This window comes from Streptomyces venezuelae (genome assembly GCF_008642275.1).
Lineage (GTDB): Bacteria > Actinomycetota > Actinomycetes > Streptomycetales > Streptomycetaceae > Streptomyces > Streptomyces venezuelae_E.
On the sequence record NZ_CP029189.1, the window covers coordinates 6,271,442 to 6,295,705 of the forward strand.

Below are 24,264 nucleotides of genomic sequence, written 5' to 3' on the forward strand. Positions count from 1 at the left end.
GGGACGGGGTGGACCGGATGGAGCGACTGTGACCATGAAGCTGACGTTCGACGGCGGCTGGACCACGACGGTGACGGACGAACCGCTGCGCATCACGCCCCGGTTCGAGGGAAACTCTGTGGGTCTCGTGTACTACACGGATGTGGTGGAGGGTGAGCGGTTCGTCGAGGGCACCTTCGGCAGCCAGCACTGGCTGTGGGACACACCCGACATCTTCCGCTTCGACAAGGACACTCGCGAACTGGTCGGCGCCGAGTTCCAGATGCCGTATGTCACCGCCTACCACGAGAGCTCCGGTCGTGTTCCCGCCACGCCCGCTATTCGGCCGGGCGGGCTGCGCGCCGATGAGGTGCGGGACTTCCGGCACGAGATGTGCACGGTGCTGTGTCGTGTTCCCGGGGACACCGTGCTGACCTGTGTGCGTGATCTCGACGTCTTGGACGAGCCGTTGGACGCCTGCGTCGGCATCGCGCCAGACACGGCACTCCTGGTCCAGCATGGAGTCGTCGTCGGTTGGCGCCTGACGGATCCCGCCCGGTATCTGACCACCGGGTACATCGACCCGGACCCGGCGCCGCCGTCCCCCGCCACCCGCCGCCTCCTCACCGAGTGCCTGGACCTGGTTACCGATCCGTTGGTCGACGACCTGGTGGACGGTGTGCCGGCCGCCCTGGCGCGGCTGCGGGCCGCCGACGAGGCCCTGCGGACGCAGGTGGAGGACCGGCGTCGGGCCGACGCCCTCCTCCAGCTGATCTCCACCTATGTGGAGGACTACGGGGACGGGAAACGACGACCGTGAGGGTCACCTTTGGCGGCGACTGGACGGCCGCGGTGGCGGGGGATCCCCTGGACATCGTCCCCCGGTTCGACTTCCGGAGCTTCTGCGTGCGCATCGCGACGTACGCGGACGTGACGGAGCGCGACCGGTTCCAGTCGGACACGTTCGGCACGAGGTCCGGGACTTCCGTCAGGAGGCGACCACCGAGCTGTGCCGCGCCCCCGGGGACGCCGTGCTGACCTGTCTGCGCGACCTCGACGTCCTCGACGAGCCGCTGGAGGCCCGTATCGGCATCGCTCCCGATGTGGCGTTGCTTGTCCAGGGCGGGACGGTGGTCGGCTGGAGCCTGACCGACCCGGTTCGGTATCTGACCACGGCCTTCGCGGCACCCGATCCGTGTGCTCCCGTGCCCGCCACCCGGCGCCTGTTCACCGAGTGCCTGGACCTGGTCACCGTGCCGCTGATCGACGAGGTGACGGACCGGGAGCCGGCCGCCCTGGCGCGGCTGCGGGCCGTCGATGCGGCCCTGCGGACGCAGCGCGAGGACCGACGCCGGGCCGAGGCCCTGTCCGCGCTGATCGGCGACCTGATGGAGGACTACGCCGACCGTTGAAACGGTGACACGACGAGCCGGGCCGGGCGTGCGCCAGGATGAAGTCATGCGAACCCTCGTGCTCCTCGACGCCCCCTCCAACCTCGGGCTGCGTCCGCCCGCGCCCGGCGTCGTGCCGGGTGTCTACAAGCTCGCCGGAGCCCTGCGCGAGCAAGGCCTGCTGGCGCGGCTCGGGGCCGTCGAGGGCGGGGTGGTGGTGCCGCCGCGTTACGACCGCGGGGACTGGCGGGAGGGCGACGGCGTGTTCCACGCCGAGGCCCTCGCCGCGTACACCGTCACCCTCGCCGACCGGATCGAACGGCACCTGCGGGCAGGGGAGTTCCCCGTCGTGCTCGGCGGCGACTGCTCCATCCAGCTCGGCGCCGCCCTCGCCATGCGCCGCCTCGGGCGCTACGGACTGGCCGCGATCGACGGCTCCGCCGACTTCCGCCACCCCGGCAACGAGGCCGTCAACGGGCCCGTCGGCGCCGCAGGCGGCGAGGAGCTGGCCCTCTCCACCGGTCGCGGCCAGGCGGATCTCGCCGACCTGGAGGGGCGCGGCCCCTACCTGCGCGACGAGGACGTACGGCTCTTCGGGCTGCGCGACGGCGACCCGGACCTCGCCGAGCTGCACGCGGCCCGGATCCCGGTGGCCACCGTCGGGGAGATCCGCGCCCGCGGCGCGGGGCCGGTGGCCCGGGCGGCGCTCGACGGGCTGCACCCGCCGGACACCGCCGGATTCTGGGTGCATCTGGACGCCGACGTGCTGGACCCGCGTGTCATGCCGGCCGTGGACAGCCCCGACCCCGGAGGTCTGCTCCCCGGCGAACTCGCCGAACTCCTCGCCGTCCTGGTGGGCTCGCCGCGCTGCGCCGGGCTCAACGTCACCATCTACGACCCGGACCTGGATCCGGACGGACGTGCGGGCGCCCTCCTCGCCGACCTGGTCGAAGGCGCCTTTGCGTAATCCTGACCGGTGGTGATCCGCGGAACCCCTGTGCACCGGCCGCCGTGGCGTGTTCCATTTCCTCATGGCCACCACCGTCCGACGCGCCGTACTGTCCCTCCCCGCAGCCCCGTTGGGCGCGGACAACCCGCTGCCCGCCCTGCGCGCGCCCGACGAGGCGCACACCCTGGACGAGCGTGCGCGCGACGGGATGCCGCGCGACATGGCGCGGCAGATCGGCTACGAGCCACTGCGTTCGCTGCTGCCCGTACGCATCCGCGACGGGTACGGGCGGGAGCGCGTGGAGCGGGAGTTCGAGTCGATCGTCATCGAGAACGAGCACCTGCGGGTCACCGTGCTCCCGGGCCTGGGCGGGCGCGTCCACTCGCTCGTGCACCTGCCGACCGGCCGCGAACTCCTCTACCGCAACCCGGTGTTCCAGCCCGCCAACTTCGCGCTCAACGGTGCCTGGTTCTCCGGAGGCATCGAGTGGAACACCGGCGCCACCGGGCACACCACCCTGTCCTGCGCCCCGGTGCACGCCGCGCTCGTCCCGGCCCCGGACGGGGGCGACATGGTCCGGCTGTGGGAGTGGGAACGCCTGCGCGACCTGCCCTTCCAGGTGGACCTGTGGCTGCCGGAGGACTCGGAGTTCCTCTACGTGGGCGTCCGCGTCCGCAACCCGCACGAGCGGCCCGCCCCCGTGTACTGGTGGTCCAACATCGCGGTCCCGGAGGACGAGGGCACCCGGGTGCTCGCCCCCGCCGACGAGGCGTGGCACTTCGGCTACGAGCGCGCGCTGCGCCGCGTCCCCGTGCCGGAATGGGAGGGCGCGGACCGTACGTACCCGCTGCGCGGCGAGTACCCGGCGGACTTCTTCTACGAGGTCCCGGACGGGGCCCGGCCCTGGATCGCCTCCCTGGACGCCGCCGGGCACGGGCTCGTGCAGACGTCCACGGCGCGGCTGCGCGGGCGCAAGCTGTTCGTGTGGGGCGCGGGCGGTGGCGGCCGGCGCTGGCAGGACTGGCTGACCGAACCGGGCACCGGCGGCTACGCGGAGATCCAGGCGGGTCTGGCCCGGACCCAGCTGGAGCACGTACGGCTGGAGGGCGGGGCGGAGTTCAGCTGGCTGGAGGCGTACGGGCCGCTGTCGGCGGATCCGGCGCGGGTGCACGGAGCGGACTGGGCGGCGGCCCGCGGCGCGGCCGAGGGCGCGCTGGACGCCGTACTGCCGCGGGAGCGGGTGGACGCGGCCTACGAGGCGTGGCGCGGCCGCGCCGACACCGAGCCGGGGGAGCGGCTGGCCCAGGGCTCGGGCTGGGGCGCGCTGGAACTGCTGTGCGGGCGCTTCGAGCTGCCGGGCACGCCCTTCGGCGAGGAGCTGCTCGGGGAGGAGCAGGAGCCGTGGCTCCAGCTCTGGCGCACGGGCGTCCTGCCGGCCCCGCGCCGGGTGGTCCCGCCGGGGCCGAGCCTGGTCGCCGCGCACTGGCGGGACATGCTGGAGACGGCCCCGGCGGACCCCCTGACGGAGTACCACCTGGGCGTGGCCCAGTGGCATGCGGGGGACGTGGCCCAGGCGGTACGCAGCTGGGAGCGCGGGCTGGCGCTGGCTCCGTCGCGGTGGCCGCTGCTGCGCTGCCTGGCGGTGGCGGACGCCTTGGCGGGCGACGCGGAGCGGGCGGCCGACGGCTTCGCGGCGGCCTTCGAGGACCTGGCCGTGGAGAGCCGGGGCAGCGAGCCGTGGACGGCCGCCGAGTCGGCGCTCGGCCAGGAGGCGATGGCCGCCCTCCTCGCGGTGGGCCGGCTGCCCGAGGCCCGGGCCGTCTGGGACCGGCTGCGGCCCGCCCTGCGGGAACAGGGCCGCTTCCGGCTCCTCGCGGCCCGGCTGCTCGCCGCCGAGGGCCATGTGCGGGCGGCCCGCCGGGTCTTCGAGGACGGCTTCGAACTCCCGGACCTGCGGGAGGGGGAGGAGACCCTCGCCGTGGTCTGGTCCACCCTCACCGACTGCCCGCTGCCCGCCCGCTACGACTTCAGCATGCGACCGCCTACTTCTTGATCTCGTCGATGCAGAGCACGAACTTCTTGCCCGAAGAGCGCCGGGTGCTTCTGGTCTGCTCCTGGTAGCCGGCGTCCGAGATGCCCTCGCACTTGGCGGTGTCCAGAGTGTCCTGGTGTACCTGGACCACCTTGAACTCGGCGGTGGCGCCGCCGCACTCGACCACCTGCAGGTCGGGCGAGATCTGGGTCCCGTTGTTCTTCAGGCAGTCGCCGGCCTCGGCGTGGTCGGCGTCGTCCTGGCTCAGGAGGTAGCCGATGCCGACGGCGATGAGGACGGCCACCGTGCCGATGATCTTGAGGATCTTCAGGACGCCCTTGCCACCGCGCCGGGACGGCGCCGGCGGCGGAGCCGACCACTGCTGAGGCTGCTGTCCCTGCGGCGGCTGCTGGCCGTACGGGCCGGGCTGACCGTACGGGCCAGGCTGACCGTAAGGACCGGGCTGTCCGTACGGGTTGGTGCCGGGCTGCGGCGGATGGGCCATGGGTGGGTCCCCCGATGTGCGTGACGTACTGATTGACGTGCGCACGCTATATGAAGGCACTGACATTGATGCTGATACTCAGGTTCCGGTGGTCGTGGCTCGGGCACTGACTGACGCCCTGCTGGGTTGTCCTCCGGTTGTTCTGTCCGGCCGCCGGGACCTGTTCTCACGGCTCCGGCCGGGCGGAACATGACCTGATAGGAGCTTGGTCAGAAGCCCCCTCAATGTCCTGTCTGCGCCACCCGGCCGGTGCCCACCTCCGGTTGGGAAGGCATCATCAGCATGACATCAGAGGCTGCGCAGGACATCGCGGACCAGGATGTGTTCGGCGGGGTCGACTCCCATGCCGACACCGTCCACGTCGCGGTCATCAGCGACAACGGCGGCCGCCTCGCAGACGCCGAGTTCACCACCACCGCTGCCGGATACGCCGCGGCCCTGGCGTTCCTGGATGCCCACGGCCAGGTGATCACGATCGGCGTGGAAGGCACCTCCTCATACGGCGCCGGCTTCACCCGCGCCGCACGCAAACACGGGCACGCGGTCGTCGAGGTCAACCGTCCCGACCGCGCCGAACGCCGTCGCATCGGCAAGTCCGACCCCATCGACGCCTACGCCGCCGCCCGCGCCGTCATGTCCGGACGGGCCTCCAGTGCGCCCAAGGACGACACCGTCGCCGGCATACGCGCCCTGCACAATGCCGCCCGCTCCGCAGTCAAGGCCCGCACCGCTGCCCTGAACCAGATCACCCACATCCTCTTCACCGCGCCCGAGAGCATCCGCGCCAAATACGGGCAGCTCAGCGGAACGGACCGCACCAATGCGCTGGCCCGGCTGCGACCGGCCGGGGACGCGGTCCACACCGCAGTCCTCGCCGCGCTCAAGATCCTCGCCCGGCGCGTCAAAGAGCTGACCGCCGAGCACGCGACCCTGACCAAAGCCCTGGACAGCGAGGCCACCGTCCAGAACCCGGGTCTGCGGGCCGCCTACGGAGTCGGCCCCGACACCGCGGCCCAACTGCTGATCACGGCGGGAGGCAACCCCGAACGCATGCGGACCGAGGCCTCCTTCGCCGCCCTTTGCGGAGCCGCACCGGTCCCCGCGTCCAGCGGCCGGACGAACCGGCACCGCCTCTCACGAGGAGGCGACCGGGCCGCCAACGCCGCCCTCTACCGCATCGCCCTGGTCCGCATGTCCAGCGATTCCCGCACCCGCGAGTACGTGGCACGCCAGACCGCCGCCGGCCGCACGAAGAGGGAGATCATCCGACTCCTGAAGCGAGCCATCGCCCGGGAGATATTCCGCTGCCTGACCACCACGGTCACCGTCCCCGCCATCGCCGATCTGAGACCTCTGCGGCAGTCCAAGAACATCACACTCACCGCCGCCGCACGCCACTTCGGCCTCTGGCCGGCCACCATCTCCACCCTCGAACGCGGAATCCGTCGAGACGACGGCCTCGCCCACGCCTACCGGGACTGGCTCACCGCTGCTTGACAGTCAATAGGAGCATCACCCACTCAGCCCAGCCGGCGGCCCGTCACGCCCGTCAGACCCGGCACAGGATCTCGGCGTTCAGGACCGAGAACCACGCGTCGGGGTCCGCGCCCCAGGCGTGCCAGGCTTCGGCGACGGCCGTCAGGTCCCCCGCCGTGGCGTGGCCGCCACCGGTGGCGACGGAGGCGTAGGCGGAGGCCTGCGTGCGGTCCGCCCACAGGGCCGACCACCAGGCGGTCTCCTCGGGAGTGGCGAAGCACCAGGCCGTCGCGGAGGAGGTCACGTCCGTGAAGCCGGCCTGCCGGGCCCAGGCCCGCAGGTGACGGCCGGCGTCCGGTTCGCCGCCGTTGGCGCGGGCCACCCGCCGGTACAGGTCCAGCCAGTCGTCCAGGCCCGGCACGGCCGGGTACCAGGTCATCGCGGCGTAGTCGGCGTCGCGGGCCGCCACGATCCCGCCCGGCCGGCACACCCGGCGCATCTCGCGCAGCGCCCTGACCGGGTCGCCCACGTGCTGCAGCACCTGGTGGGCGTGGACCACGTCGAAGGAGTCGTCCGGGAAGTCCAGCGCGTGGACGTCGGCGGTCGCGAAGGACACGGCGTCGCCCAGACCGCGTTCCTCCACGAACGTACGGGCCTGCTCCAGGACGTCCCCGGCGGCATCGACGGCGGTGACGTGCCCGCCCGGCGCGACCAGCCGCGCCAGGTCCGCGGTGATCGTGCCCGGGCCGCAGCCGACGTCCAGTACCCGCATTCCGGGGTGCAGCTCGCCGATCAGGTACGCGGCGGAGTTCTCGGCGGTGCGCCAGCGGTGTGAGCGCAGCACGGACTCGTGGTGGCCGTGCGTGTAGACGGCGGTCTCCCCGGCGGCGGTCTCCCCGGTTGCGGTCTCTCTGGCGGCGGCTTCCCGGGCGTCGGCTCCGCTGGTGGCGTTCATGCCGGACCCCTCCTCATCTCCTCGTCGAAGCGTCGTCCCCACCGTAGACGATCAGTTCGTCATCTGAGATCGGCGTTTTGACATGTGGACACACGTGTTGTGCGCCTAGGGGAACGGACGGGGCGGTGGCAGGCCCATGCGGGTGCGAGGAGAGTGGCTGCAGGGGGCACATCCCCATGGCGGAGGGCGGTGAGGGGCATGACGGACACGCTGCTCGAACGGCACGCCGAGGCGCTGAGGCTCTTCGGCGAGAGGGTGCGTGACGTACGCGGCGACCAGTGGGGAGAGCCGACCCCGTGCACGGAATGGAACGTGCGGGAGCTGGTCAACCACGTCACCGCGGAGCAGCTCTGGATCCCGCCGCTGGTCGCCGAAGGCCGCACCGTCGGGGAGCTGGGCGACAGCTTTTCAGGTGACGTGCTGGGTGACGACCCCGTCGCGGCCTGGGACCGGGCCTCGGCCGCCGCGCACGCCGCCTTCGCCGCGGCCGGCGCGATGGACCGGACCGTGCGCCTGTCGTACGGGCCCGCGCTCGGATCGGCGTACTGCTCGGAGCTGACCGCCGACTGCGTCGTGCACACCTGGGACCTCGCCCGGGGCATCGGCGCTCAGGACCGGCTGCCCGACGGCCTCGTCGAGTTCTCGATCAAGGAGATCATGCCGTACGCGGACGGACTCGCGGCCAGTGGCCAGTTCGCCGGTCCGGTGGAGGTGCCGGCGGGCGCGAACGCGCAGACCAGGCTCCTGGCGATGGTGGGGCGCACGGGCTGACGCGCCGGGGTCGGCAGCGCGCGGACGAGGGCGCGCACGGGCTGAGGTGCGCGGGCTGACGGCCCGGGGTTGACGGCCCGGGGCTGACGGCACGGGCCTGACACGCGGGTGGCGGGCATCCCGTGCACAACGGGCATCTAGCTCCAAATAGTCGTATAAAGGTCAGGTCTGGCGGGGATGCCGTGGGGTCCCGCGGTGCGTGGCGCTGCGCCGTGGGGCCCGGCGGGGCCCGGGCCGGCCCGGCAGGCGAGCGCGGAAGGCGGGAAGCGGTGGCGGGGATGCAGCGCACGGCGGCCGAGGGCCGCGGCCCGGTCCGGTACGGCCCGCCCGCCCCCCAGCCCGGCCTGCCCGTGCTCCCCGAACTGCTCACCGTTCTCGCCGCGGCCGCCGGACGCGCCGCCCCCGAGCCCCCGGGCGGCGGCCAGGCCGTACGGGAGGCCGCCTGCCGCCACTGGGGCAGGCGCGGGCTCGCCACCTCCCCCGAGAACGTGGCCGCGGGCCCCGGAGCCCCGGCGCTGCTCCTGGCCCTGCTCGGGGCGTACGGGGGAGACGTGATGCTGCCCCGGCCCTGTCCCGCCTGGTGGACCCCCCAGGTCCGGATGCTGGGCCGCCGGGCCTACCACGTCCCGACCCCGGCCGAGTGCGGCGGCGTACCCGACCCCTACGCCCTGCTGGAGACCGTCCGGCGGGTGCGCGCCGAGGGCGGCGACCCGCGCGTCCTGCTGCTGTCGGTCGCCGACGACCCCACCGCGACCGTGCCGCCGCCCGAGATGCTGCGCGAGGCCTGCGAGGCCGCCGAATCCGCCGGACTGTTCGTCGTCAGCGACGAAAGCTGGCGCGACACCGTCCACCGCCCCCACGAGACCCTGGTCCTGAGCCCCGCCGAGATGCTCCCCGAACAGGCAGCCGTCCTCGTCGACCTGTCCGGTGCGATGCTGCCTGCCGGGTGGCCCGCCGCCGTCGTCCGTTTCCCCGGCACCCCGCGTGGGACCTGGCTGCGCGCCCGTACCCTCGACGTCCTCACCGCCACCGGGGCGATGGTGGCCGGACCCGTCGCGGGGGCCGCCGCGCACGCCCTCGACGAACCCGACGCCGTCGCCGCGCGCGCGTACGCCGCCTCCGCCCTGCACGGGGTGGTGGCCGCCGCCGCGTACCGGCGGCTGCTGGAGGCCGGGGCGCTGGCCCGGCCCCCGCAGGCCGGCCGACACCTGTACGCCGACCTCACCCCCCTGCGCGCCGGACTCGCCCGGCACGGGGTCGGGGACGCGATGGAGCTGGAGGACTGGCTCGGCGGCCGGCTCGGCGCGCCCACCCCCGGCGGGCAGCGGTTCGCCGACGAACTGGGCGCGCTGCGCGTGCGGTTGTCCACCGGGCCGCTGCTGGGTGCCACCCCGCAGGAGCGGCTGGCCGCGCTCACCGCCCGCGATCCGCTCGCACTCCCGCACGTACGCGACTCCCTCGAACTCCTCGGATCAGTCCTGGCCGGGCTGGCCTGACCACCCGACCCCGGTGAACGGAGACTGCGTGATGAGGGACCGGACGGATGCCCCCGCCCCCGCGCCCGCCCCTGACGCCGCTGCCGGCCGCACCCCCGCGAGGCCGGGGCCGGGGCCGGACCGGGGGCCGGAGCAGGGGCCGGGGCCGGACCGGGGGCCGGAGCAGGGGCCGGAGCCGGCGTCGGTGCCGCGACCGCTCCGTGAACACCGCCACTGGCCCCGCTCGTTCGCGGACCGGCTGACCACCCCGCTCCCCGGGGTCCGGGGCTACGCCCGCCTCGCCCGCGAGGGTGCCTTCCGCCCCGGCACCGAAGGGCTGCGCGGCATTCCCGACCTGCCGTACGAGCCCGCTCCGCTGCCCCCCGTACACCCCGGCGGCGTCTGCGTCACCTGGGCCGGACACGCCAGCTGGGTCCTGCGGACCGGAGGGCTGACCGTGCTGACCGACCCGGTCTGGTCCCGGCGGATCCTCGGCACCCCGGCCCGGATGACCCCGGTCGGGGTGCGGTGGGAGGAGCTGCCACCGGTGGACGCGGTGGTGATCAGCCACAACCACTACGACCACCTCGACGCCCCCACCCTCAAGCGGCTGCCCCGGCACACGGACCTGTTCGTACCCGCGGGCCTGGCCGGCTGGTTCCGCCGCCGGGGCTTCACCCGGGTCACCGACCTCGACTGGTGGGAAGCGGCCGAACTGGGCGGCGTACGCTTCGAGTTCGTTCCCGCCCACCACTGGTCCAAGCGGTCGCTGCTCGACACCTGCCGGTCCCTGTGGGGCGGCTGGATCCTCACCGACACCCTGAGTGCGGCGCCGCGGAAGCTCTACTTCGCAGGGGACACCGGCTACGGGCACTGGTTCGGCGAGATCGGCCGCCGCCACCCCGGCATCGACCTCGCCCTCCTGCCCGTGGGCGCGTACGCCCCGCGCTGGTGGCTCGGCGACGTCCACGCCGACCCGGAGGAGGCCGTACAGGCCTGCCTCGACCTGGGAGCCCGCCGGATGGCTCCCATGCACTGGGCCGCCTTCGTCCTCTCCGCGGAGCCCGTCATGGAACCCCTGCACCGCACGCTGGCCGCCTGGCAGCGGGCCGGCCTGCCCCGCGAGGACCTCTGGGACCTGCCGATCGGCGCCTCCCGCGCACTGCCTGCGGAGGACGTCCGGACGACCGGGTGAGCGGCGCCGCCCGGACTCAGTCGTGCCGGGCCCGGCCACCCACGTTGTGGATGAACCGCTGGAGCACCCTGAGCGCGATCAGGTACTCCGCGTCGGAGATCCCCGCGTGCCGCTCGTCCCACAGGTCCTTCTGAAGGGCCGCGGCCCCGCCGAAGAACTCCCGCCCCTCAGGGCCCCAGCCCGGCGAGCGCGCCGCGGGTACGGCGCACGATCGCGTCGTAGGCGGCCCAGCTCCAGTAGCCGATGGGCTGGCGGATCAGTTCGGCGTCGTCGTGCGAGTACTCCATGGCGGATCGACTCCCCGTCGGTGGTGTGGTGCCGTGTGATGGACAGGACCCTACGAACTCAACCGCACTTGAGGTCCAGCCCGGCGGGCCCACCCACGCACCCGCGTGCGGCCCTCCGGCCCGCGGGCGGCACCCTTTCCACGGGATCACCGTCGCGCCGGGTCCGAGCCCGTTCCCCACGGCATCGGAGTGGCCGTCGGCCGCCGCGATGGCGTGGCTTCCGCTCCGGGGCCGCGCACTCCCTAGAGTCGGCGGGGGCGCGGCACCGGGCCGGCCGACCGTCCGGATCAGGTGGGTGAGTCGTGGAACGCATGACGGCCGAGTCACGAACGGGGACGTCCCCGGCCGCCCGGCGGTGGCCCCGGCGGCTGGCCGCCGCGGTGGCGCTGCTCATGCTCTGCGCGCTCCCCGCGGGCGCTGCGGGTGCCGCGCAGCCCGGCGGCGTACGGTCGCCCGCGGGCCCGCCGCTGTACGTGTCCGACTACGGCGGCAACCGGGTGGTGTCCCTGCCCCTGGACGGCGGCGAGCAGAGCACCGTCCCGTTCGACGGCCTGGTACGGCCGACCGGCATGGCCTGGGACGCCGCCGGCCGGCTCTACGTGTCCGACACGGGCAACAACCGGGTCCTCGTGCTGCCCCCGAACGGCGGGGAGCAGGCCGTCGTGCCCACCGCCGGCCTGTCGCGCCCGCTGGGACTCGCCGTCGACCCGGCCGGGAACCTCTACGTCGCCGACAGCTTCAACGACCGGATCGTGAAGGTCCCGGCCGGTGGCGGGGTCCAGACGACCGTCCCCACCACCGGGCTGCTGCATCCCTGGGGGCTGGCCTGGGCGCCCGGAGGGGAGCTGTACGTCTCCGACTTCGTCAACGACCGAGTCGTCAAGGTGGCCGTGGACGGCAGCGGCCAGACCACGGTGCCCACGACCGGGCTCTCCCAGCCGACCGGGCTGGCCCCGAACGCCGCCGGTGACCTGTACATCGCCGACAGCGGCAACAACCGGGTCGTGAAGGTGGCGGCGGGCAGCGGCGCGCAGAGCACGGTGCACACCACCGGCCTCAGCTCCCCGCTGGGCCTCGCGCTCGACGGCTCCGGCGGCCTGTACGTGGCCGACGGCTTCAACAACCGGGTGGTTCGGGTCCGCGAGACGGGCGGCGGGCAGGTCACGCTCGGCTTCACGGGCCTCAACACGCCGACCGGGCTCGCGTTCCCGCCGGCCGCCGCCCGCCCGGGACCCGACCGGGACCGGTAGGCGGTGCCACGGGCCGGCCGCGGCCGGTGCCGGGGCGCGGCCGGCTCATGGCCGCGGCCGCAGGCGGCGCCACAGCGAGGGCCCCGCGCTGAGTGCGAGGGCCAGGCCGACCGCGAGTGCCACCCCCTTCCAGGGCTCCGCGAAGAGGGTGCCGCCCAGGATGCCGATCAGAGCGTACGTCGCCGCCCAGGCCAGGCAGGCCGGGGCGTCGCCGCGGGCGAAGCGGCGCAACGGCAGCTGCGCCAGCAGGCAGGCCAGCATCACCGGGATCCGGCCCGCCGGGACCAGCCGGGACAGGACCAGGACCAGGACCCCGTGCTCGTCGAGCCTCGTCCGCGCCTGCTCCAGCCGCTCCGGTGTGGCCCGGCCGCGCAGCGCCTCCAGCCAGCGCGAGCCGCCCCGTGAGCGCACCCCGCGCTGCCCGAGCCAGTACAGCGTCATGTCCCCGGTGAACGCCGCCAGCGCCGACACCGCGAACACCAGCAGCACCCCGTAGGGCGGCGACTGGTGGTGGAAGGCCACCACGGCCGCCGAACTCACCAGCGCACCCGTCGGGATGACGGGCACCAGCGCGCCCAGGGCCACCAGCAGGAACAAGGCCGGGTACCCCACCGCCTGCTGGGTGCTCTCCGGCGGTACCTGCCCGGCGGCCGCCGCGAGCTCGCGCCATGTCACGGCAGCCGCACCCGCTCGCCGTGCTGCGGCACCCGTACGGCCACCTCGGGCGCCAGCTGCCGTGCGAGCCGCTCGAACTCCTCGCCGGGCGCGTGGAATTCGTGCGGCCGCACCGCGTCCAGCCCGACGGGCCAGTACGTCCCGTAGTGCACCGGGACCGCCGCCGCGGGTGCCAGCCGGGCCAGCGCCTGCGCCGCCCGCGCCGCGTCCAGGTGTCCGGGGCCGAGGTACGGACCCCAGCCGCCCACCGGCAGCAGGGCCACGTCCACCGGCCCGACCTCCTCGGCCATGGTGTCGAACAGCCCGGTGTCCCCGGCGAAGTAGGTCCGTGCCGCGCCGTGCACCACGTACCCGAGCGCCGGGCACAGGCGCGGCCCGAACGGCAGCCGCCGTCCGTCGTGCCGCGCGCCGACCGCCCGGACCCGTACCCCGTCCCGTACGGGGACCTCCTCGCCCGGTACCACCTCCGTCACGGCCAGCCCGCGCAGCCCGGCGACCCGCGCCAGCCCCGGCACGGCCCGGCGCGCGCCGCGCGGCACCAGCAGCCCGGTGCCGGGCGCGAGCCGCGCCAGCGACGGCAGGTGCAGGTGGTCGGCGTGCAGATGGGAGACCAGCACCACATCGGCCACCGCCGCCTGGGGCGGGGGCACCGCCCCGCGGCGCCGCCGCAGGTGCGCGAGCCGCCGCGCGAACAGCGGGTCCGTGAGCAGCCGGACCCCGGAGTCCTCGACGGTGCACGTGGCATGACCCCACCAGGTGATCTCCACCGGCACCCGGACCTCCCTCCCTCGTGCCTCGCTCACGAGCCTAGTGCTCTGACCGGAGCCTGCCCCGCGCGGCCGTGCGGAACCGGATCTCGGCCGCCCCCCTCCTCTACGGCGGAGTATCGGAGTAGGGTCCGGCGGCATGGAAGAGTTGCGCGTGGCCGCGATCACCAGCCTGGCCCCGCTCGAAGACCTCGACGCCGACCCCTTCGCCGTGGACACCCGCGGCCAGCACGCCATGTGCGCGCGCTGGGCCGCCGACCGCGGCTACGTCGTGACGAGGCAACTGCTGGTCTACGGCCTGCGCGCCGACCACTGCGGGCTCTGGTCCGACGTCGACACCGGGCAGGTCGACCTGTTCGTCGCCGCCAACGACCGGGTGCTGGCACGCGCGCTGCGCTCCGTCGAGGAGTTCACCGCGGAGTGCGAGCGGCGCGGCGTCCGGCTGGAGACCGCCGGGGGCGAGGAGCCCCGCTACACCTCCGCGATGAAGGCCGAGGTGCACCGCAGGCTGTCCATGCCGACCGCCGGCTACGACGGCACCTGACCGTCCCGCTCCGAACCGTCCTGCCCCGCCCCGTACCGCCCCGCCCTCAACCGGCCTGACCCGACCTCACGGGCCCGGCGCCGCCCGCCATACGCCCTTGTGCGCCGTCCGCTTCGCCCGACCGGGTGCGCCGGGCTGTGCGAGCCTGGAAGACGGAACGGGCGCGCGGGAGGTGGCGGCGTGGGGCGAGGACGGTGGCGGACCGCGGGCAGCGCCCTGGTGCGGGTGCTCCTCGTCTGGGCCGTGTCCACCCTCACGATGCTCGCCCTGGCCGGGATCCTGCCGGACTTCCGGCTCCAGTCGGACGACGGTGACAGCATCACGCAGATCGGGCTGACCGCCGCCTGGGCCGCTGGGGCCTTCGGCCTGCTGAGCGCGCTGGTCTGGCCGGTGCTCGTCCGGGCGCTGCTGCTGGTGCCCGCCCTGGTGCTCGGACTGCTCGTCTTCTTCCTCAACGGCTCGCTCCTGCTGATGGCGATCGCCCTGATCCCGGACGGCCGGAGCGAGGTGGCCCCCGATACCGCGGTGGTCGTCGCCGCCGTGATGTCCGCGGTGGCGTCGGCGACCTCCACCGCCCTGGCCGTGCGCGACGACGGTGCCTACCGGCGCAGGCTCTACCGGCTCGCCGACCGGCGCCGCCGCAGGCAGGGCAGGGCGGGCCCGACCCGGGCGGCCGAGGCACCGCCGGGCCTGCTCATGCTCCAGCTGGACGGGCTGGGGTACGAGGAGCTGCAGCACGCGTGCGGCAGCGGGCTGATGCCCACCGTCGCCCGCCTGCTGGAGGACGGCCACCGCGCCCGGTCCTGGCGTACGGACTGGTCGAGCCAGACGGGTGCCAGCCAGCTCGGGATCCTGCACGGCTCCAACTTCGACGTGCCGGCCTTCCGCTGGTACGAGAAGGAGACCGGCGAGGTGATGGTCTGCAACCGGCCGACCAGCGCGGCGGAGCTCCAGCGACGGGCCGTGGGGCGGACCGGGGACGGCGGACTGCTCACGCTGGACGGGGCGAGCCGGGGCAACCTGTTCAGCGGCGGCGCCGACCAGCTGGCCCTGGTGCTGTCGGTCTCGGCCCGGCGGGGGCGGGCCAACCGGTCCCGCGCGGGCTACTTCGCGTACTTCTCGGATCCGGCCAACGCCGTCCGCACGGCCGGGTCCTTCGTGGCCGAGGCGGCCCGGGAGATCGGCCAGTCGGTGCGGGCACGGATCCGCGGGGACCGGCCGCGGGTCCCGCGCGGCGGGCTGTACCCGCTGATCCGTGCCTTCGCGACCGTGGTCGAGCGGGACGTGGTCGTCGCGGCGGTGATCGGCGACATGCTCGCCGGGCGCTCCGCGGTCTACGCCGACCTGGTGGCCTACGACGAGGTCGCCCACCACTCGGGCCCGCGCGGCCGGGACACCGACCGGGTGCTGCAGCGCCTGGACCGCAGCCTCGCGCTGATCGCCCGGGTCGCCGAGCACGCGCCGCGCCGGTACCGGATCGTGCTGCTCTCCGATCACGGCCAGAGCCCGGGGGAGACCTTCCTCGGCCGGTACGGGCTGACCCTGGGGGACCTGGTCCGGGCGGGCTGCGGGCTTCCGGTCCCGCGGCGGGCCGGCCGCACCCGTAGCGGGGCCGAGGCCCGGGCCGCCGTGCTCGCGGCGCTGCACCGGCCGGTGGAGGAGGGCGAGGAGGCGAGCCCGGGGCCGGGCTCCGATCCGGTGGTGCTGGCCTCGGGCAACCTCGGACTGATCTCGTTCCCCGACATCCCCGGCCGGGCGTCGCGGGCACGCGTCGAGCGCGCGCACCCCGCCCTGCTGACCACGCTGGCGAACCATCCGGGGGTGGGATTCCTGCTGGTGGACGGGGTGGTGCTGGGCCGGGACGGACAGCAGGCCCGGCTGGACGTGCCGGGCGAGGCGGAGGAGCTGCTGGCTCCCTTCGGCCCGGGCGCGGCGCAGGCCGTCCGCCGGACCGACGCCTTCCCGCACGTGGCGGACGTCATGGTCAACTCGGCGTACGACCCGCGGACGGGCACGGTGCACGCCTTCGAGGAGCAGATCGGCTCGCACGGCGGGCTGGGCGGGGAGCAGGCGCGTCCGTTCCTGATGTGGCCCGCGGAGCTGTCGGACCCCGGCGAGGACCTGGCCGGCGCGGAGGCGGTGCACGCGGTGCTGCGGCGCTGGCTGCGGGAGGCGGACGGGCCGCAGGTGCCGGTGGCCGGGGCGGCGACCCGCACGGCGGGGTCCGGGTGGGCGCTGGCGGGGGATGCGGCGGAGCCGGCGTCGGTGGGCGAGCCCGTGGACCGGCCGGTGGAGGAAAGCCCGCCCGGGGGCGCAAATAGCGGAAGCCTTCCTTCCGTAGAGGCGCCCGCGCGGGACGAAATCCGTTGATTTTGTGGCGCTTTCCCCGGTGGTCAACCATGTGTGGACCTGCCCAGCATGTGAGACATCCCGAGGCGCACCACCGATGACCAGCACCGCAACCCTGCCCACCCCGGCCACCGCACCCGCCGGGGCCGCCGCACCCCCCGAGCAGGGCCGCGACCCCCACGCACGCCGCTTCGGCCTCCCCGTCGCGACCTGTCTGGTCATGGGCAACATCATCGGCGGCGGGATCTTCCTCCTCCCCGCCTCGGTGGCCCCCTTCGGCACCATCAGCCTCGTCGCCTTCGCCGTCCTCACCGCCGGCGCGATCGCCCTCGCCCTGGTCTTCGGCCGGCTCGCCGAACGCCACCCGCAGACCGGTGGCCCCTACGTCTACGCACGGGCCGCGTTCGGCGACTTCGCCGGCTTCCTCGCCGCCTGGAGCTACTGGATCACCGCCTGGGTCTCGAACGCGGCCCTGGCCGTCGCGGCCGTCGGCTACCTCACCGTGCTGTTCCCCGCGGCCGGCGAGCACAAGTGGTCCATGTGCCTGGCCGCCCTCGCCGTCCAGTGGCTCCCGGCGCTCGCCAACCTCGCGGGCACCCGCTACGTCGGCGCGGTGCAAGTCGTCGCGACCGTACTGAAGTTCGCCCCGCTGCTCCTGGTGGCCGTGGGCGGGCTGTTCTTCTTCGACCCCGCCAACCTCGGCCCCTTCCAGGCCACCGGCCAGAGCGCGGCCGGCGCCGTCTCCGCCTCCGCGGCGATCCTGCTCTTCAGCTACCTCGGAGTCGAGTCCGCCACCGTCAGCGCGGGCGAGGTCCGCGACCCGGCCCGCAACGTCGGCCGGGCCACGGTCCTGGGCACCGTGGGCGCCGCCACCGTCTACCTGCTCGGCACGGTCGCCGTCTTCGGCCTGGTCGCCCACGACCGGCTGGTCGCCTCCACCGCCCCCTTCACCGACGCGGTCAACGCCATGTTCGGCGGCACCTGGGGCGGCACCGTGGTCGCCTGCGCCGCCGTGATCTCGATGCTCGGCGCCCTCAACGGCTGGACCCTGCTCAGCGCGCAGACCCCGTACGCCGCGGCCAAGGACGGGCTCTTCCCGAAGGCCTTCGAGACGAAGAAGCGCGGCGTCCCCGTCGTCGGCGTGGTCGTCACCGTCGCGCTGGCCTCCGCCCTCACCGTCTACAACTACACGGCAGGCACCCAGGGCGTCTTCGAGAGTCTGGTCCTGATCACCACCTTCACGGCGACCGTCCCCTACCTGCTCGCGACCGCCGCGCAGATCTACTTCCTGCTCTCCGGGCAGCGCGAGCGCGTCCACCCCGGCCGCCTGGCCCGCGACGGCGTCCTCGCCGCCCTCGCCTTCGGCTTCTCCATGTGGCTGGTCGCCGGCTCCGGCTACGCGGCCGTCTACCAGGGCGTTCTCTTCCTCTTCGCGGGCGTCCTCGTCTACGCCGCCATGTCCGCGAGGAAGCACCGCGCCGCCGCGACACCCGCGGAGTAGCGTGGAAAGAAGGGGCCGCCCAGGGGGCGCCAAGGGGTCACCATGTCCGCATTCAGGAAGAGCATCGACATCGACCGCAGGCCCGAGGACGTCTACGCGTACCTGACGGATCCCACGCACCTGCCGGAGTGGCAGGACAGCGCCGTGTCCGCCGTCCCGGTCGGCAAACTGCCCGTGCACGTCGGTTCGCTGATCCTCGTCACCCGGCGGATCGGCCGCCGACGGGTCCCCACGACCATGGAGTTCGTGGAGCTCGACCCGCCGAGGAGCTGGCACGTGCACGGGGTCGACGGGCCGGTACGACCCGATGTGCGCGGCACCGTCGAACCCCTCGACGGCGGCGCCCGCTCCCGCGTCACCCTGGACGTCGACTTCGAGGGCCGCGGCCTGGGCCGGGCCCTCGTCCCCCTCGTGGTCCGGCCCATGGTCCGCAAGGAGATGCCCCGGGGCGAGGCGAAGCTCAAGCACCTCCTCGAAACCCCCTGAAGGCGCCCCACCGGGTAAAAACCGGATGCTCCGGGGTGTGTGGTGCGGCCACACTGGCCGCACCACACACCCGCCACACCCCCGAGGACATCCACGCCCGTGCAGGCCGCCGTCACCGTCACCCCCGCCCAGATCCCCGAACTGCTGCTCGGCCTCGCCACCGTCCGGCCGGTGTTCCTCTGGGGGGCTCCCGGCATCGGAAAGTCCTCGCTCGTCAGGAAGTTCGCCGACGCGCTGGGGCTGGAGTGCGTCAGCCTGCTCGGCACCCAGCTCGCCCCCGAGGACCTGATCGGCGTCCCGCAGATCCGGGGCGGCCGGTCCGTCTTCTGCCCGCCGGAGGCCATCGCCCGCGACGAGCCGTACTGCCTCTTCCTCGACGAGCTCAACGCCGCGAGCCCGGACGTCCAGAAGGCCTTCTACTCGCTGATCCTCGACCGCCGGATCGGCTCCTACGAGCTCCCGGCCGGCTCCATCGTCATCGGCGCGGGCAACCGGGCCACCGACAACGCGCTGGCCCGGCCGATCGCCTCCGCACTGGTCAACCGCCTCACCCACGTCCACCTCCAGGCGTCGGCGGGGGACTGGCTGGTCTGGGCCGGCGAGCACGGCATCCACCCCTGGGTCACGGACTACCTCACCGACCGCCCCGACCACCTCTGGTCGCAGCCGCCCAAGACGGAGGAGCCCTTCTCCACCCCGCGCTCCTGGCACATGCTCTCCGACGCCCTGCATTCCTTCGGGCCGGAACTGGACGAGCAGACCCTCAAGGTGGTCGCGCACGGCACCCTCACCCCCGCGCACGCCGTCTCCTTCTGCGGCTACGCCAAGATCGTGCGACACAGCTTCGGCATCGAGGCGATCATGAAGGGCGACGCCTCCTGGCCCACCCGCCCCGCCGACCGGGACCTGCTCTACTACCTCGCCGAGGCCTTCCGGGGCCGCCTGGTCAAGGAGCTGCCCGCGCAGCGCGAGCACGTCTCACCCGCCCTGCGCCAGACCGCCTACCGGGCCAAGGCACTGCTCGTCCAGCTCGCCGAGATCTCCGTGGAGGTGGCGCAGACCGTCATCGCCGACGACGCCGACGGCCTGCCCGTGCTGCCCTCCTGGTTCCTCGTGGAGGCCGCCCGCGACATGCCGCGCCTGGTCGAGGCCCGTCGGTGAGCATCTCGCGCCCCCGGCCCAAGAAGGCCGCCCCGCCCGATCCCGCCGCCCAGGCCTTCGCCGAGGGGCTCGCCCTGGTCAAGCGGAACCCGGCCCTCGCCGCCGTCGGCGGAAGCGTGTGCGAGCAGTCCAAATGCCCCGGGACCCCCGACGCGGGCCTGGTCGCCGTGGACTCCAACGGGGTCCTCCACGTCCGCTCCGGACTGCGCGTCGAGCCCCGGACCTGGGCCTGGGCCCTCGCCCACGCCCTGCTCCACCTCGGCTTCGGCCACGTCCCGGCCGCAGCGGCCGAGAAGCGCGTACAGCCCGACCGCTTCGACCTCGCCGCCCGCTGCGCCGTCGTCAACCGCTTCCTGCTGACCCAGCCGTCGCTGCGGCCCCCGGACGACCTCCCGGCCGAGTACCCCGGCGGTGACGAAGACCTGCTCGCGGCGCGCTGGCGCCGGGACGGCATCCCCGCCGCATACGAGCTCTGCGGCACCGCCGGCGACCACCCCGACCAGCTCCTGGTCACCTGGCGCGCATGGAACTCCACCCCGGTCCCCGACTGGGAGACCGCCTTCGCGCACGCCCTGACCCGCAGCGTCTCCGCCGCCATGGAGGTCGCCGGCGGGCGCCGCGACCGGGTCACGGGGGAGCGCGTGGCCCAGCGCCCGTGGGACCGGGCGCTGAACTGGTTCGTCTCCTCGTACCCGCTCCTCGGCGGCCTGGCCAGCGGCCTGAAGATCGTCGCCGACGCCGAGCTGGCCCGCGCCCAGGGCATCGACGTCGCCGCCGTCAGCTCCACCGCCGGGGAGATCTACGTCAACCCGCTGCGCACCTTCGAAGACGAGGAGTGGCGGTTCATCCTGGCCCACGAGATGCTGCACGCCGCCCTGCGCCACGGCGAGCGCCGCGGCGCCCGGGACCCGTACCTGCACAACGTGGCCGCCGACTACGTGGTCAACGGCTGGCTCGTCGAGATGGGCGTCGGTGACATGCCCGCCGGGCTGCTGTACGACGCGGAGCTGAAGGACCTCTCCGTCGAGGAGGTCTACGACCGGATCGCCACCGACCTGCGCCGTAAGCGCCGCCTCGCCACCCTGCGCGGCAAGGGCCGCGGGGACATCCTGGGCGACCCGCTGCCCCACCCGGGCAGCGCACCGTACACCGACCTGGACGAGTTCTACCGGCGCGGCCTGGTCCAGGGCTTCGACCTGCACACCCACGGGGAGCGCGGCCTGCTGCCCGCCGGGCTGATCCAGGAGATCAGGGCCCTGGCCCACCCGCCCGTGCCGTGGGACGCCCGGCTCGCCCGCTGGTTCGACGAGTACGTGCCGCGCCCCGAGCCCGTACGGAGCTTCGCGCGCCCGGCGCGCCGCCAGGCGTCGACCCCGGACATCCCGCGCGCGGGCCGCTGCTTCCCGCCCGAGGAGGTCGCCCGCTGCACCTTCGGCGTGGTGCTCGACACCTCGGGGTCGATGAACGCCGCCCTGCTCGGCAAGGCGCTGGGCGCGATCGCCTCGTACGCGGAGGCCCGCGACGTACCGGCGGCCCGCGTCGTCTTCTGCGACGCGGCGCCGTACGACGCGGGCTATCTGCACCCGACGGAGATCGCGGGCCGGGTACGGGTCCGCGGGCGCGGCGGGACGGAGCTGCAGCCGGGCATCGACCTGCTGCAGCGGGCGGAGGACTTCCCGCCCGGGGCCCCGGTCCTGGTGATCACGGACGGCTGGTGCGACACCCTGCGCATCCGGCGCGAGCACGCGTACCTGATCCCCCAGGGCGCGTCACTGCCGTTCACCCCCAGGGGTCCCGTCTTCCGCCTGACCTGACTGGCCCGACCTGACCCGACTTGACCTGACCTGACCTGACCTGACCTCGTCCGGTCCGGACCGGACGCAGAACGCCCCTGCCCCGCGGGTCCGCGGGGCAGGGGCGTTGCGGTGCAGACCGACTCAGTCGAGGTAGTCGCGCAGCACCTGCGAACGCGACGGGTGGCGCAGCTTCGACATGGTCTTGGACTCGATCTGGCGGATGCGCTCACGGGTCACCCCGTACACGCGGCCGATCTCGTCCAGCGTCTTCGGCTGGCCGTCGTTGAGGCCGTACCGCATGGAGACCACGCCCGCCTCGCGCTCCGAGAGCGTGCCCAGGATGGACTGGAGCTGCTCCTGGAGGAAGGTGAAGGAGACCGCGTCCGCCGGGACGACCGCCTCGGAGTCCTCGATGAGGTCACCGAACTCGCTGTCACCCTCCTCACCCAGGGGGGTGTGCAGGGAGATCGGCTCGCGGCCGTACTTCTGGACCTCGATGACCTTCTCGGGGGTCATGTCGAGTTCCTTGCCCAGCTCCTCCGGGGTGGGCTCGCGGCCCAGGTCCTGGAGCATCTGGCGCTGCACGCGGGCGAGCTTGTTGATGATCTCGACCATGTGCACCGGGATGCGGATGGTGCGGGACTGGTCGGCCATCGCGCGCGTGATCGCCTGGCGGATCCACCAGGTCGCGTACGTGGAGAACTTGAAGCCCTTGGTGTAGTCGAACTTCTCCACGGCGCGGATCAGGCCGACGTTGCCCTCCTGGATCAGGTCCAGGAAGAGCATGCCGCGGCCGGTGTAGCGCTTGGCGAGGGAGACCACGAGACGGAGGTTGGCCTCCAGCAGGTGGTTCTTCGCGCGGCGGCCGTCCTCGACCAGGATCTCCAGCTCGCGCTTGAAGGCGGGCTTGTGGTCCTCCTCCTCTTCGAGCTTGTACTCGGAGAACAGGCCCGCCTCGATGCGCTTGGCGAGCTCCACCTCCTGCTCGGCGTTGAGGAGCGGCACCTTGCCGATGAGCTTGAGGTAGTCCTTGACGGGGTCGGCGGTGGCGCCGGCCACCATGACCGTCTGCGCCGGGGCGTCGTCCTCGTCGTCGTCGGACAGGACGAAGCCCTGGGTGCCGCCGGCCTTGGGAGCCTCGTCCTCGGCCTCGTCCACGAGGTCCTCGGCAGCCCAGTCCTCGCCCTCGACGACGGGGGTCTCGCCCTCGTCGGCGTCCTTGGCGCTGGTCTTCTTCGCCGCGGTCTTCTTCACGGCGGTCTTCTTGGCGGCGGCGGTCTTCTTGACCGTGCGCTTCTTCGGTTCGGCGGCGGCCTCGGCCGACGTCTCGTCCCCGACGGCGGCGGCCGACGAAGCGGATATCGCCGTGGCGGTGGTGGTGACGGCCGTGGCCGCGGCGGTGGCCGCGGTCTTACGGGCGCCGATGGGGCGCGGCGCCGCGGTGGCCTTCTTGGTCACGGTGCGGGCCGGGGCGGCGGCAGCCTTGCGGGGCTTCTTGGCGGCAGCCTTGGTGGCGGGGGCCGCGCTGACGTGAAGGGCGACACCCTCCTCGTCCAGGACCTGGTTCAGGCTGCGCAGGACCCGCTTCCACTGGTCCACCGGGATGCGGCCGGCCTCGAAGGCCTGGCGCACGTCGTCACCGTTGATGTGACCCTGCTCGCGGCCGCGCTCGACGAGCGCGACGAGGGCCTCGGATTCGGCGATCTCCGGAGGGAACGTACGGGACGGGCTGAGCGACACAAGGAGCCTCTCGTTGCGAACAGATAAGGGTGGGCGGGACATCATCGCGCGAACTCGGGAAACAGACCCGAGGGGGGTCTGTATTCCGGGCCGCGCGAGGACACCTGTCGGTTCATCGCATGCCCGAGTCGATTCGTTACGCGCTGAATTGAGTGACCTGCGCCACGCTGTGGCCACGCAACCGATCCGGCGCAGATCCGTCCGCTCTTCGGATCAGCCCGTTTTGCGGGCTTCGATGAGGAAGCGGGCGGTGTGAGCGACGAACGGACCTTCGCGTTCGATCCGTTCGTGGAGCTCGCGCAGCCGGTCCCGGTACTGCCCGACCGTGAAGCCGGGCACCATCCAGATCACCTTCCGCAGAAAGTAGATCACGGCTCCGATGTCGTGGAACTCCGTGCGCAGACGTTCGGAGCGCAGATCGAGGACCTCGAGGCCGGCCGCGGTGGCGTCGGCGACCGCGTCGTCGGGGTGCCGGGCGCGCCGGACCTCCTCCGGCTGCGGGCCGAGGAAGTACTCGACGAGCTCGAAGACGCTCGCCGGACCGACCTGCTGCGAGAGGTAGCTGCCGCCGGGCGTCAGCACCCGCGCGATCTCCTCCCACCAGATGGTCACCGGGTGCCGGCTGGTCACCAGCTCGAAGGCCGCGTCACCGAAGGGCAGCGGCGGCTCGTCGGAGTCGGCGACCACCACCGCGCCCAGCGGGTGCAGCAGCCGCGTCGCCTTGTCGATGTTCGGCGGCCAGGACTCGGTGGCGACCGTCAGCGGCGGCAGCGGAGCGCACCCGGCCAGTACCTCACCGCCGCCGGTCTGGATGTCCAGCGCCGACCGGACCAGGGTCAGGCGCTCGGCCATCAGCTTCTGGTATCCCCAGGAGGGACGCTGCTCGGTGGCCCGGCCGTCGAGCCAGGAGAAGTCCCAGCCGTCCACGGAGACGGACTCGGCCTCGGCGACAAGATGGTCGAAAGTGCGCGTCATGCGTT

At 73.8% G+C, this 24,264-nt stretch carries 21 protein-coding genes and 1 pseudogene; 15 read left to right on the plus strand and 7 right to left on the minus strand.

The features are described 5' to 3' along the window. Positions 1-34 precede the first annotated feature (34 nt). The 4 genes from DEJ51_RS27735 to DEJ51_RS27750 all read left to right on the plus strand — a co-directional run bounded on the left by DEJ51_RS27735 (position 35) and on the right by DEJ51_RS27750 (position 4,372). Positions 35-799: a hypothetical protein gene (locus DEJ51_RS27735; protein ID WP_150262186.1), complete on the plus strand. Its 765-nt coding sequence runs from the start codon at positions 35-37 to the stop codon at positions 797-799. 211 nt (positions 800-1,010) lie between these two features. Further along, positions 1,011-1,391, plus strand: a complete 381-nt coding sequence (locus DEJ51_RS35235) for a hypothetical protein (RefSeq protein ID WP_223835989.1) — start codon at positions 1,011-1,013, stop codon at positions 1,389-1,391. 46 nt (positions 1,392-1,437) lie between these two features. Continuing rightward, positions 1,438-2,337: an arginase family protein gene (locus DEJ51_RS27745; protein WP_150260313.1), complete on the plus strand. Its 900-nt coding sequence runs from the start codon at positions 1,438-1,440 to the stop codon at positions 2,335-2,337. 64 nt (positions 2,338-2,401) lie between these two features. Then, positions 2,402-4,372, plus strand: a complete 1,971-nt coding sequence (locus DEJ51_RS27750; RefSeq protein ID WP_150260314.1) for a DUF5107 domain-containing protein — start codon at positions 2,402-2,404, stop codon at positions 4,370-4,372. Here the strand turns inward: DEJ51_RS27750 and DEJ51_RS27755 are convergent. Further along, positions 4,362-4,856 (minus strand): hypothetical protein, encoded by a 495-nt coding sequence (locus DEJ51_RS27755; RefSeq protein ID WP_150260315.1) that lies wholly within the window; start codon positions 4,854-4,856, stop codon positions 4,362-4,364. The two genes, DEJ51_RS27750 and DEJ51_RS27755, sit on opposite strands and share 11 nt — an antisense overlap. Positions 4,857-5,138: 282 nt before the next feature. Here DEJ51_RS27755 and DEJ51_RS27760 point away from each other — a divergent pair, with 282 nt between their 5' ends. After that, a complete protein-coding gene (locus tag DEJ51_RS27760; RefSeq protein ID WP_150260316.1) occupies positions 5,139-6,353 on the plus strand; it encodes an IS110 family transposase in 1,215 nt (404 codons plus the stop codon). Positions 6,354-6,405: 52 nt separating this feature from the next. On the opposite strand, the gene DEJ51_RS27765 is transcribed toward DEJ51_RS27760, so the two are convergent. Continuing rightward, positions 6,406-7,287: a class I SAM-dependent methyltransferase gene (locus DEJ51_RS27765; protein ID WP_150260317.1), complete on the minus strand. Its 882-nt coding sequence runs from the start codon at positions 7,285-7,287 to the stop codon at positions 6,406-6,408. Between the two features lie 198 nt (positions 7,288-7,485). Between DEJ51_RS27765 and DEJ51_RS27770 the strand changes: the two genes are divergently transcribed. The 3 genes from DEJ51_RS27770 (at position 7,486) to DEJ51_RS27780 (ending at position 10,728) form a co-directional block, all read left to right on the plus strand. Next, entirely contained in the window at positions 7,486-8,058 is a 573-nt protein-coding gene (locus DEJ51_RS27770) for a TIGR03086 family metal-binding protein (RefSeq protein ID WP_150260318.1), read from the plus strand. A 278-nt stretch (positions 8,059-8,336) separates the two neighbouring features. Beyond that, complete coding sequence (locus DEJ51_RS27775; RefSeq protein ID WP_150260319.1) at positions 8,337-9,554, plus strand: aminotransferase class I/II-fold pyridoxal phosphate-dependent enzyme; 1,218 nt, start codon at positions 8,337-8,339, stop codon at positions 9,552-9,554. Between the two features lie 31 nt (positions 9,555-9,585). Next, positions 9,586-10,728: an MBL fold metallo-hydrolase gene (locus DEJ51_RS27780; protein WP_150260320.1), complete on the plus strand. Its 1,143-nt coding sequence runs from the start codon at positions 9,586-9,588 to the stop codon at positions 10,726-10,728. Between the two features lie 16 nt (positions 10,729-10,744). Here DEJ51_RS27780 and DEJ51_RS27785 read toward each other — a convergent pair. Beyond that, positions 10,745-11,015, minus strand: a pseudogene (locus DEJ51_RS27785) (hypothetical protein). Positions 11,016-11,326: 311 nt separating this feature from the next. On the opposite strand from DEJ51_RS27785, the gene DEJ51_RS27790 reads away from it, so the two are divergent. Further along, positions 11,327-12,265, plus strand: a complete 939-nt coding sequence (locus DEJ51_RS27790) for an SMP-30/gluconolactonase/LRE family protein (RefSeq protein WP_190621017.1) — start codon at positions 11,327-11,329, stop codon at positions 12,263-12,265. Positions 12,266-12,310: 45 nt separating this feature from the next. Here the strand turns inward: DEJ51_RS27790 and DEJ51_RS27795 are convergent, their stop codons facing one another. Together DEJ51_RS27795 and DEJ51_RS27800 are read right to left on the minus strand one after the other, a co-directional pair. Next, positions 12,311-12,940, minus strand: a complete 630-nt coding sequence (locus DEJ51_RS27795) for a DedA family protein (protein WP_150260322.1) — start codon at positions 12,938-12,940, stop codon at positions 12,311-12,313. Next, a complete protein-coding gene (locus DEJ51_RS27800; RefSeq protein ID WP_150262187.1) occupies positions 12,937-13,713 on the minus strand; it encodes an MBL fold metallo-hydrolase in 777 nt (258 codons plus the stop codon). Before DEJ51_RS27800 ends, DEJ51_RS27795 begins: the two co-directional genes overlap by 4 nt. Before the next feature lie 133 nt (positions 13,714-13,846). Between DEJ51_RS27800 and DEJ51_RS27805 the strand changes: the two genes are divergently transcribed. The 6 genes from DEJ51_RS27805 to DEJ51_RS27830 all read left to right on the plus strand — a co-directional run bounded on the left by DEJ51_RS27805 (position 13,847) and on the right by DEJ51_RS27830 (position 21,562). Then, complete coding sequence (locus DEJ51_RS27805) at positions 13,847-14,251, plus strand: hypothetical protein (protein WP_150260323.1); 405 nt, start codon at positions 13,847-13,849, stop codon at positions 14,249-14,251. Between the two features lie 180 nt (positions 14,252-14,431). Next, complete coding sequence (locus DEJ51_RS27810) at positions 14,432-16,621, plus strand: phage holin family protein (protein WP_150260324.1); 2,190 nt, start codon at positions 14,432-14,434, stop codon at positions 16,619-16,621. 76 nt (positions 16,622-16,697) lie between these two features. Further along, positions 16,698-18,101, plus strand: a complete 1,404-nt coding sequence (locus tag DEJ51_RS27815) for an amino acid permease (RefSeq protein WP_150260325.1) — start codon at positions 16,698-16,700, stop codon at positions 18,099-18,101. A gap of 42 nt (positions 18,102-18,143) precedes the next feature. Further along, entirely contained in the window at positions 18,144-18,587 is a 444-nt protein-coding gene (locus tag DEJ51_RS27820; protein ID WP_150260326.1) for an SRPBCC family protein, read from the plus strand. 99 nt (positions 18,588-18,686) lie between these two features. After that, on the plus strand, positions 18,687-19,748 hold the full coding sequence (locus tag DEJ51_RS27825; RefSeq protein WP_150260327.1) for an ATP-binding protein: 1,062 nt from the start codon (positions 18,687-18,689) through the stop codon (positions 19,746-19,748). Between the two features lie 2 nt (positions 19,749-19,750). After that, entirely contained in the window at positions 19,751-21,562 is a 1,812-nt protein-coding gene (locus DEJ51_RS27830) for a DUF2201 family putative metallopeptidase (protein WP_150262188.1), read from the plus strand. A 123-nt stretch (positions 21,563-21,685) separates the two neighbouring features. On the opposite strand, the gene DEJ51_RS27835 is transcribed toward DEJ51_RS27830, so the two are convergent. Beyond that, on the minus strand, positions 21,686-23,284 hold the full coding sequence (locus tag DEJ51_RS27835; RefSeq protein ID WP_150260328.1) for an RNA polymerase sigma factor: 1,599 nt from the start codon (positions 23,282-23,284) through the stop codon (positions 21,686-21,688). 213 nt (positions 23,285-23,497) lie between these two features. Next, positions 23,498-24,259, minus strand: coding sequence for a methyltransferase domain-containing protein (locus tag DEJ51_RS27840; RefSeq protein WP_150260329.1), 762 nt, complete (start codon positions 24,257-24,259; stop codon positions 23,498-23,500). Between the last annotated feature and the right edge of the window lie 5 nt (positions 24,260-24,264).

Bases quoted from the DNA above. Each gene is read 5' to 3' on its own strand.
- DEJ51_RS27735 (WP_150262186.1), top strand. From the start codon at position 35: ATGAAGCTGACGTTCGACGGCGGCTGGACCACGACGGTGACGGACGAA.
- DEJ51_RS27745 (WP_150260313.1), top strand. From the start codon at position 1,438: ATGCGAACCCTCGTGCTCCTCGACGCCCCCTCCAACCTCGGGCTGCGT.
- DEJ51_RS27750 (WP_150260314.1), top strand. From the start codon at position 2,402: ATGGCCACCACCGTCCGACGCGCCGTACTGTCCCTCCCCGCAGCCCCG.
- DEJ51_RS27755 (WP_150260315.1), bottom strand. From the start codon at position 4,856: ATGGCCCATCCGCCGCAGCCCGGCACCAACCCGTACGGACAGCCCGGT.
- DEJ51_RS27760 (WP_150260316.1), top strand. From the start codon at position 5,139: ATGACATCAGAGGCTGCGCAGGACATCGCGGACCAGGATGTGTTCGGC.
- DEJ51_RS27765 (WP_150260317.1), bottom strand. From the start codon at position 7,287: ATGAACGCCACCAGCGGAGCCGACGCCCGGGAAGCCGCCGCCAGAGAG.
- DEJ51_RS27770 (WP_150260318.1), top strand. From the start codon at position 7,486: ATGACGGACACGCTGCTCGAACGGCACGCCGAGGCGCTGAGGCTCTTC.
- DEJ51_RS27775 (WP_150260319.1), top strand. From the start codon at position 8,337: ATGCAGCGCACGGCGGCCGAGGGCCGCGGCCCGGTCCGGTACGGCCCG.
- DEJ51_RS27780 (WP_150260320.1), top strand. From the start codon at position 9,586: ATGAGGGACCGGACGGATGCCCCCGCCCCCGCGCCCGCCCCTGACGCC.
- DEJ51_RS27790 (WP_190621017.1), top strand. From the start codon at position 11,327: ATGACGGCCGAGTCACGAACGGGGACGTCCCCGGCCGCCCGGCGGTGG.
- DEJ51_RS27805 (WP_150260323.1), top strand. From the start codon at position 13,847: ATGGAAGAGTTGCGCGTGGCCGCGATCACCAGCCTGGCCCCGCTCGAA.
- DEJ51_RS27815 (WP_150260325.1), top strand. From the start codon at position 16,698: ATGACCAGCACCGCAACCCTGCCCACCCCGGCCACCGCACCCGCCGGG.
- DEJ51_RS27820 (WP_150260326.1), top strand. From the start codon at position 18,144: ATGTCCGCATTCAGGAAGAGCATCGACATCGACCGCAGGCCCGAGGAC.
- DEJ51_RS27840 (WP_150260329.1), bottom strand. From the start codon at position 24,259: ATGACGCGCACTTTCGACCATCTTGTCGCCGAGGCCGAGTCCGTCTCC.